Raw genomic sequence first — 1,510 nt, 5'->3', positions numbered from 1 at the left:
ACCGTCGGCGTCCCGACGACGCTCGCGGCGACGATCTTTGGCGCGATCGTGCTCACGGGCTACCGCGGCGCCGGGACCGTGCTGATGGGCTTTCACGACGCCGGCTTCCTGCTCGCGCTCGCGGCGGTTCTGACGCCGCTGATGCTCTGTGACGTGGTCTACCCCGACCTCCACGCGCAGGACGCGCTGGTGATGGGCGTCGTACAGGCCGGCGCCGTCCTGCTTCCGGGGCTGTACGGCCGCGGCTTCGCGTTCGGCCTGCTGTACGTCGCCCTCGCGTACCTCGTCCTGGGGCCGGTGCTCTACTGGCGGCGCTGACCGTGGTCAGTCGGCCGACGGCTCGAGAATACCCTCACAGCGTGCGACGAAGTCGGCGAGGTTCCGGGCCACGTCCTTGTCCAGCGTGACGATGACGCCGGCGTCCTCGCCCTCGCGGAAGTGAATCAGTACCGCCTTCGCGTGGAGCGAGATCGACGCCTGCTGGGGGCCGAGCCCCTGATAGTCCCGTTCGCGGATCAACGGCTCGGCGTCGCGTGCGCGCCGTGCAAGCGCCGGCACCGCCTGCTGGAGGTCGGGCGTCGCGAGATCCTCACGGACGTACAGCGCGGTCCAGTCGTCCTCGTCGTAGCGGAACGCCGAGCGGAAGTTCTCACCGGCCTGCTCCTGGACGAGTCGGACGAGCCCCTGGTACCGTTCGTTCACACGTTCTCCTCGCGGGTAGGGGTCTTAATAGATCGCTTCTTCGGTAGAAATGGCCGTACTGCGGTGGGTCAGGCCTCGGCGGCGGCCGCGTCGTCGTCAGCTGCGAGCGTTTCGCGGGCCTTCTCGGCCTCGGCCTGCAGCGTGTACTCTCGGGCGTCCTCGTACTCGGCGACCGCTTCGAGCGCCTCACGGGTGCCGATCTGTCGGAGCGCCCACGCCGCGGCGGTCCGGACGGTCCGCTCCTCGTCCTCCTCGATCGTGGCCGCGAGCGGCTCGATCGCGCGGGTGTCGCCGATCAGGCCGAGCGCGCGGGCCGCGAGCGGGCGGACCTTGTCGTTGTCCATCTCCAGCTTGTTCGCGAGCGCCTGGGTTGCCTCTTCGCTGCCGATCTCGCCCAGCGCGCGGAACGTGACTTTCTGGAGCTGCGGGTCCGAGTCCTCGTCGACGTACTCAAGCAGCGTGTCGACGGCGTCCTCGGCGCCGGCACCCATCTTCCCGAGCGCCTCGATCCCGGGCTTGTCACGCTTCTGGGCGCGGGCGTGCATCTCGTCGAACGCGGCCGGGTCGCCCATCCGGGTCAGCGTCTCCATGCAGTGGCGCTCCATGAACTCCGAGTCCAGCGCGTCGAGCGCGCGGAGCACCTGCTCGACGTTGCCCTGCTGTTCGTGCTCCTTCAGCGCGGCCCACTCGACGGGGTAGTCCTTGTAGTGGCCGAGCACGTCGTAGAACCCCTCCGCCCGGAGCTGTTCGTTCGTCTCGAGGTCGTCCCACTCCTCGGCCTCCTCCAGCCCGGAGTCCAGTTCGTCGG

At 69.4% G+C, this 1,510-nt stretch carries 2 protein-coding genes and 1 pseudogene; 1 reads left to right on the top strand and 2 read right to left on the bottom strand.

Translation table 11 applies throughout. The features are described from left to right. Window positions 1-318, top strand: a pseudogene (locus ACFR9S_RS14920) (protein sorting system archaetidylserine synthase); the annotation flags it as partial. Between the two features lie 6 nt (window positions 319-324). Here the strand turns inward: ACFR9S_RS14920 and ACFR9S_RS14915 are convergent. Together ACFR9S_RS14915 and ACFR9S_RS14910 are read right to left on the bottom strand one after the other, a co-directional pair. Further along, the gene (locus tag ACFR9S_RS14915; RefSeq protein WP_379732450.1) at window positions 325-702 is read right to left on the bottom strand and encodes a hypothetical protein; all 378 of its coding nucleotides are present in this window, start codon (window positions 700-702) and stop codon (window positions 325-327) included. Between the two features lie 68 nt (window positions 703-770). Beyond that, window positions 771-1,510, bottom strand: a 740-nt coding sequence (locus ACFR9S_RS14910; RefSeq protein WP_379818964.1) for a HEAT repeat domain-containing protein, incomplete at its 5' end; no start/stop codon positions are given.

Source organism: Halolamina salina (assembly GCF_042678005.1).
Taxonomy (GTDB): Archaea; Halobacteriota; Halobacteria; order Halobacteriales; family Haloferacaceae; genus Halolamina; species Halolamina salina.
The sequence above is the reverse complement of the archived record's forward strand: the minus strand, read 5'-3'. Positions and strand labels throughout refer to the sequence as shown.